The sequence below is a fragment of the Actinomycetota bacterium genome (assembly GCA_018830725.1).
GTDB lineage: Bacteria > Actinomycetota > Humimicrobiia > JAHJRV01 > JAHJRV01 > JAHJRV01.
Genome location: JAHJRV010000156.1, coordinates 1 through 6,640 on the forward strand (window position 1 = coordinate 1; position 6,640 = coordinate 6,640).

5 protein-coding genes are annotated in these 6,640 nt (G+C 26.6%); all 5 read right to left on the minus strand.

Annotation, left to right across the window (positions count from 1 at the left end):
• The coding region (locus tag KKC53_06935) for an ABC transporter ATP-binding protein (GenBank protein ID MBU2598881.1) at window positions 1–531 on the minus strand (531 nt) is incomplete at its 3' end.
• Window positions 532–1,281: an ABC transporter permease gene (locus KKC53_06940; GenBank protein MBU2598882.1), complete on the minus strand. Its 750-nt coding sequence runs from the start codon at window positions 1,279–1,281 to the stop codon at window positions 532–534.
• 123 nt (window positions 1,282–1,404) lie between these two features.
• Window positions 1,405–4,560, minus strand: a complete 3,156-nt coding sequence (locus KKC53_06945; protein MBU2598883.1) for a hypothetical protein — start codon at window positions 4,558–4,560, stop codon at window positions 1,405–1,407.
• Between the two features lie 21 nt (window positions 4,561–4,581).
• A complete protein-coding gene (locus KKC53_06950; protein MBU2598884.1) occupies window positions 4,582–5,616 on the minus strand; it encodes a glycosyltransferase family 2 protein in 1,035 nt (344 codons plus the stop codon).
• A 3-nt stretch (window positions 5,617–5,619) separates the two neighbouring features.
• On the minus strand, window positions 5,620–6,640 hold a 1,021-nt coding region (locus KKC53_06955; GenBank protein ID MBU2598885.1), incomplete at its 5' end, for a glycosyltransferase family 4 protein.

Sequence of the window (6,640 nt, forward strand, 5' to 3'; positions counted from 1 at the left end):
ATCAATTAAGAGAATATCGGGATCTACATTTATTGCTACTGTAAATCCAAGCCTGATATACATTCCAGAAGAATAGTTTTTAACAGGTGTATCTATGAACCTCTCTAAACCTGAAAATTTTACAATGTCATCAAATCTCTCTTCAATATTTTTTCGAGGAATTCCCAGAAGTGAAGCATTTAAAAAGATGTTTTCTCTTCCAGTTAAATCAGGATGAAAACCTGTACCAAGTTCAAGTAAAGCAGAAAGAGAACCATTAACATTTATAGTTCCTTCTGTTGGTTGAATTATCCCTGCAATTAACTTTAGAATAGTACTTTTTCCTGAGCCATTTGGTCCAATTATTCCAAATGTTTCACCCTTTTTTACTTTAAAAGAAACATTGTCTAAAGCGATGAAATCTTCATAAGTTGATCTTTTTCTATGAATTATTGTTTCCTTTAAACTGGGGTTTATATCGTGATAGATTCTAAATTTCTTTGTAACCGAATCAAAAACTATTGCATTGTCATTACTTTTTAAACCAACCACTTATATCTCCTCTGCAAACCGAGGACTTAATTTATTAAACAGATAATAACCATAAAGTAAAATTGCTACAGATAGTGACAAGCATAATAACAAGGTTCTAAAAGACGGAAAACTTAAAGATTCGGGAAAATTAATAAAATAGAAGATATTCCTATATAAAATTGTGAAAACAGTCATTGGATTTATTATCATTAAATACCTGAATTTCCCAGGAACTATACCTATATCATAAATTATTGGAGTTGCAAAAAACCAGATAAGCATAAAAATATTTAAAATATGTTTAGTATCACGAAAATAAACATTTATACTACTTACTAGAAGAGTTGCTCCAATTACTAAAAATATCTGTATAAGAATAATTATTGGTAGTAGATATAACAGTTTGTAAAATTTGTAACCCATAAATATTAAAAGAATAAAAAATGCAACAAGCTCTAAAAGAAAATTTATGAAATTTGAGAATATTATTGATAAGGGCAGTATCTCACGAGGAAATTTTATTTTATTTATTAGATGACTATTTCCAACTATGCTGTCTATACCAACATTTAATGAACTTGCTAAAAAATTCCATGGTATCAGCCCACTAAGTAAAAAAATCGGAAAATCTTTAGTTGTTGATCCCAAAACAATTGAAAATACAAAAGTGTAGACTAATGTCATAATCATTGGATTAAGTAGCGACCAGAAAATTCCTAAGATTGAACCTCTATATCTAACCCTGAGTTCTTTTCTTGTTAGATTCAACAGAAGCTCCCTATATTTATATAATTCTTTGAAATAACTAATCATAAGATTCCTGTAATAAATAAATTCAATTTTTATTAATTATATCTATTATTAAAAAATATTATAAAAAAAATTAGATACTTAATTTTTTTTATTTAAAAAGGGAATATATTTTCCAAAAATAGACAACAATCCAAATAAAATAAATGCAAAGAAAGAAAATATTATAGCAGGTTCAAAATGACCTGTTTTTAAATACTTAATTTCAATATCATAATTACCAATCTTATCAATAAACCAGGTGGTTCCATAATCTCTATTACATAATTTATTATCAAGCTTTTTTCCTTCAATATAAGCTTCCCATTTCATCTCAAATGGTTTATTAAAAATCAAAAAGAAAGGCTCTTTTGCATTCACATTAACAATATAATCCGATGGACCTTTTTTAGTATATTCTATCTTATCAGATACCATATTTAAATTTGATTCTAAATTATATGCAAATTCAACAAATTTGGTTCCAAGATAATTATTATTAAATGAGAGATTCACATTTTTAAAAGTAATAGTATGTTTGCCTTTAGATAGTTGAATATCAGTAATTTTAATTTTCTCCTTATTTTTAATTTTTTCTTCATTTTGTACTTCAGATAATTCATCAAATTTAGATAACTCATCAAATTTAGATAATTCATCAAAATAAAAATGTTGCCAGTCTTTGTTATCAATTCTAAATATAATGGAGTCAACATAATCTGACCATATACTATCAATGAAGAATTCATATATTCCTTCCCATGGAATATTGAATTCAAATGGTTCCGATACATAATTAAAGTATTCTTTATATAGATTCTTCTTAAGTTCCTTTGATAATTCTATTGAGGTAAATTTTTCTTTTTGATCAGGACTAACTACTTTTACAGCTCTTATAAGTGGGGGAACCCCTTGTTCAGAAAACCGTATTACATTCTCATCAATTAAATCAAACTCCAAAATATAATCTCCTGGTGTTGGTGGTGTTTTAGCATTTATTAAAATAGTTTTATATTCATTTGATGAAATAGATTCAGGAAGTTCAATTTTTTCACCTTCATATATAATTGCTCCACCTTCATCCAGGTTATACCAGCGATAACCTAAAAGAACAGGACTTTCACTTTCCTTTGGCCATTTGACTGTTCCTAAATTTGCAACATCTACTGGAATTAAATAAGACTCGTTAGTTAACATAACAGATTTAGTTTTACTGTTGTCATCATAGAAAGCTGCATATTTTTGTGGTTTAAGCTTTATTTCAACTGGAACTATTATTTTATTTGCCTTATCAATAAATCTTCTATTACTATCCTCCACTATCTCTGAACTATCTCCCACTATATCTGAAATTAATATTATATCTTTACTATCAAAATCCTCAAACCTTAAAATCCCACTTACAGAATATATATCACCCTCTATCCAGTAAACGTCTTTTGCTTGATAGATCTCTTTCTCTATTACCTCAACACCAGTGTCATAAACTTTTACTTTATCAAGCCCTTCAACCAAATTTAACTTTTCAAGATTATGAAGTTTATATTCTGCATGATCAGGTTGATTATCATGAGCTATTACATATTTGATACCATAAAATTTCAAAAGTTCTATATCAGATGGTTCTCTCAAATCATCTAAGATTTTTCTAATCTCATCAGCATAAGTATGTAAATAGATTCCGTTAAACATTCTTTTTTTGTGTCTAAACTGATAAAAACTGTATATCGAATTCTCAATATGCTCCCTTGAAGCCAGTGGATATTCTATTATAATAAAATCTCCAGGTTGTTCCTTTAGCCATCTGTAAACATCAGGAGTTTTTGATAGATCTGTGATATGAAATGACGGAAAATTCATATATTCAAAAATAATAAGTAATATTATTACTACTACAAATATTGTTTTATATTTAAATGGTTTAATTTTTTCCAAAATCTTATTCATTCCAATACTTGCAATTATAATTAAAGACATGAGAATAAATGGATAAAATCTAGTGTAAACTCTAAACATTGGAATTAATTTAAAGAGATAATATGATGGAAACTTAATTTCTAAACCAAAAATATTTACTATTGGGTCAAGTGAAATAACAACTGAAAAGACAAATAAAACAATCAGGAAAAGAGTTAAAAAATCCTTATTATTTATTATCTTAGAGGATTTTTTCAACTTATTTCTATCATTTTTTTGGCGATTTTCTATTATATTTAAATTTCTCATAAACACAATTTTATTCTTCTTAAAATAAAGATAATAAATTCCAATCAAAGCAAAGATAATTGGCACATATCCCAGATATAATGTAGACTCTATTAAATTACTACCATGAAGATGTGAAAAGACAAAATCCGAAAAAATATTTTTAAAAAATGGATTTCCCACAGATGGAATAAAATACTCCCATATTCTTGCAGAATATGTTTCCAATTGAATTAGCTCTTTTGCAAAATCTGTGGGTTCCTTTTTAATAATTGTAAGAAATGGTAAAAAGTGTGGAAGAACTATTAATATAAAAACAAGCACCGCTAAAAATATTTTAAAAAAATCAGCAAATGATAACCCTAACTTTTTTTCCTTTACGATGGAATATAAAATCTTCAGAATAAAAAATAAAACTGTTAAGATAATAGTAAAGAATCCATAATAATATATCATCAGAAAGATCAATGAAAAGACAAATCCCCATGTAATTGCACTTTTAAAAGTTTTTTTCTCATCAAATTTAAAAAGAAAAAGAAAATATAGTGGAATCAATTCAATTTGAGAAAGTAGAATATGACCTTGTATTCTAAGATAATGATAAGGACAGAGAGAATATATTAAACCTGATATCATACTAACTAATTTATTCTTAGTGAAATAATGAACAAGAAAGTACATTGTAATTGCTGAAAGTGGATAGCTTAAGAAAAGAATTATATTATAAGCAGAAATTTCTCCAAATATTGAAGAAAAAATAAAAAATAAGGTGTCAGTAAGTTGGTATGGTATAGCATTGCTAAAATCATGACCAAGGGGAGCTGAAATTATTGGACAAAACTGACTTAAAATATTATCTTTCCACGCTGCCTTAAACCACCATATTGACCAGATAGTTGCAGATGAATCTCCGTGCCCACCAATGAAAATTGAATTTAATTTGAAAATCAGAGGATATGTCCAGATAATGCTTATTAGTATAAAAAAGGTGAAAATGATGATTTCACTTTTATATTTTTTAATCCAATTTTTTTTACTCTCTTTAATATTCATCAAATTTAATAAAAATAATTACTATTCTACTTTTGGGATACCAGTTTCAAATAGTGCATGTAATTTCCCTATCTTTTTCTGCATTTTCCTTAGAATTTCTCTATCTTGTATGTTCCTCTTTTTCTGAATGTCTCTTCTTTTTAATAAGATATCTCTTAAATTTTTAAAAATATAGAGATATGCTTTTATATATGCATGATAGATAACTTCAAATTTACCCAAAAATAAAAAGAATATTACCTCAAATATGTTTATTACAAAATAAATGGGTAAAACCCAAAGAAGTGAAATTAATTTATAATTTTTTATTAAGGTAATAAGATTATTTCTTTCTCCAAGATATCTTCTTTTTAAACTTAATATGAATTTCTGACCTTTTTGTTTCCTTGGTGATAAAATTTTCTTTTTCCTCCCCCGACTAACTCCACCAGCTTTATGATATATAATTGCTGATGGTACTTGTTTTACTTTATAACTTACCAAATGAGTTCTCCAACAATAATCTAAATCATCCCTATACATGAAATAACTATCATCAAATCCGTTAATGTATAAAAAGAGGTCTTTTCTCGTAAAAAATGCAGAACTTGGCGTAAAAAATATTTTCCCTAATCTTCCTGGATAAGTATAACCAAAAACATCCATCCCAACACCACAATGGTGAAATTCATCTCCTTCATAAGATAGTTCTTTGCATGCACAGACTCCGATTTTTTCATCTTCCTCACATATATTAACTAACTTTGAAACACAATTTTTCTCCAATTTTATATCAATATTTAAAAAGAAAAGATATTTACCTTTTGCCTTTTTTGCTCCAATATTGTAGGCTTTTGATGTACCTAAATTTTTTTCATTTTTAATAAGAATGTAATCTTTTGTTATTTTGTCTATTTTGGATAATGAATTATCTGAGGAAGCATTGTCTACAATAATTAGCTCAATATTATCATAAACCTGATTTTTTATAGATTCCAAACATTTTTCGATAAATAAACTTCCATTGTAATTTACTAAGATCAAAGAAACTAAAGGTTTTTTTATTACTGAATTCATATATTACTGTTCCCTTTCAAATGATTTTTTAATAATTTTACTTAAATTTTTTGCATGTTCATAAAATGTATAATTTTTTGCTATCTTAAAAGCTGATTTTCCCATTTCTAAAGCGAGATCATCATCATAAAGAATAATATTTAAATATTTCACAAATTCATCAACATTTCCTTCTTCTGGAAAAAAACCTTGTTTTCCATGTTTATATAAATAAGTTACTCCAGATCCTTTAGGAAATATAATTGGACATCCAAAAGAAGCTGCTTCAAGACCTGTCAATCCAAATGCCTCAAAATTTGGATAAATTAAAACCTTCGCTTTTGAAAATAGTCTTTCAAGTTTATTATTACTAACATATCCTAAAACTTTAACTTTATTAGACAGATTCTCAGTGATTATTGCTTTTTCAAATTTACTTTTCTCTTTATCTCTCAACCACCCTCCAGCTACAATAAGGTTATATTCATTCTTTAATCTTTTCATAACTTCAAGTAAAAATTCTGGTTTTTTGCCAAAATCCCATCTTGTAATAGATAAGATAAATTTTTCTTTGTTATTATTGTAATTATTAATTTCTTTACAACCTGGGTAAACTATAAAAATCTTATTTTCATCAAAACTTTTTAAATTTTTATAATGAACTTCTGAGCCTGTTACTGTAGCAATAGAGTTTTTTACAATAATATTATCTACAAAATAAGCAATTGGTTTTAAAATTGGGAAAAAAAATCTTAATGGTGTGTTTGAGTAGACTCTCTTTAATATATATGATACTGGATCCCAGATATATGCTATAAAAGGTATCTTCATCTTCTTAAACAATCCTATTGCAGAAAGACATGTATATGTTCCATGTGCTATTATCAGATCATAGTCATTTTTTCTTATAGCTCTATTAATAACAAATGGCGAGGTTATATGAAATGATGAGAAGTAATATAAAAATGGAAATTTAAAATACTTTTTAAAAATTTTTGGAAATTTATCAGATAAAAATTTGATTTTAATTTCACTATCAATTATA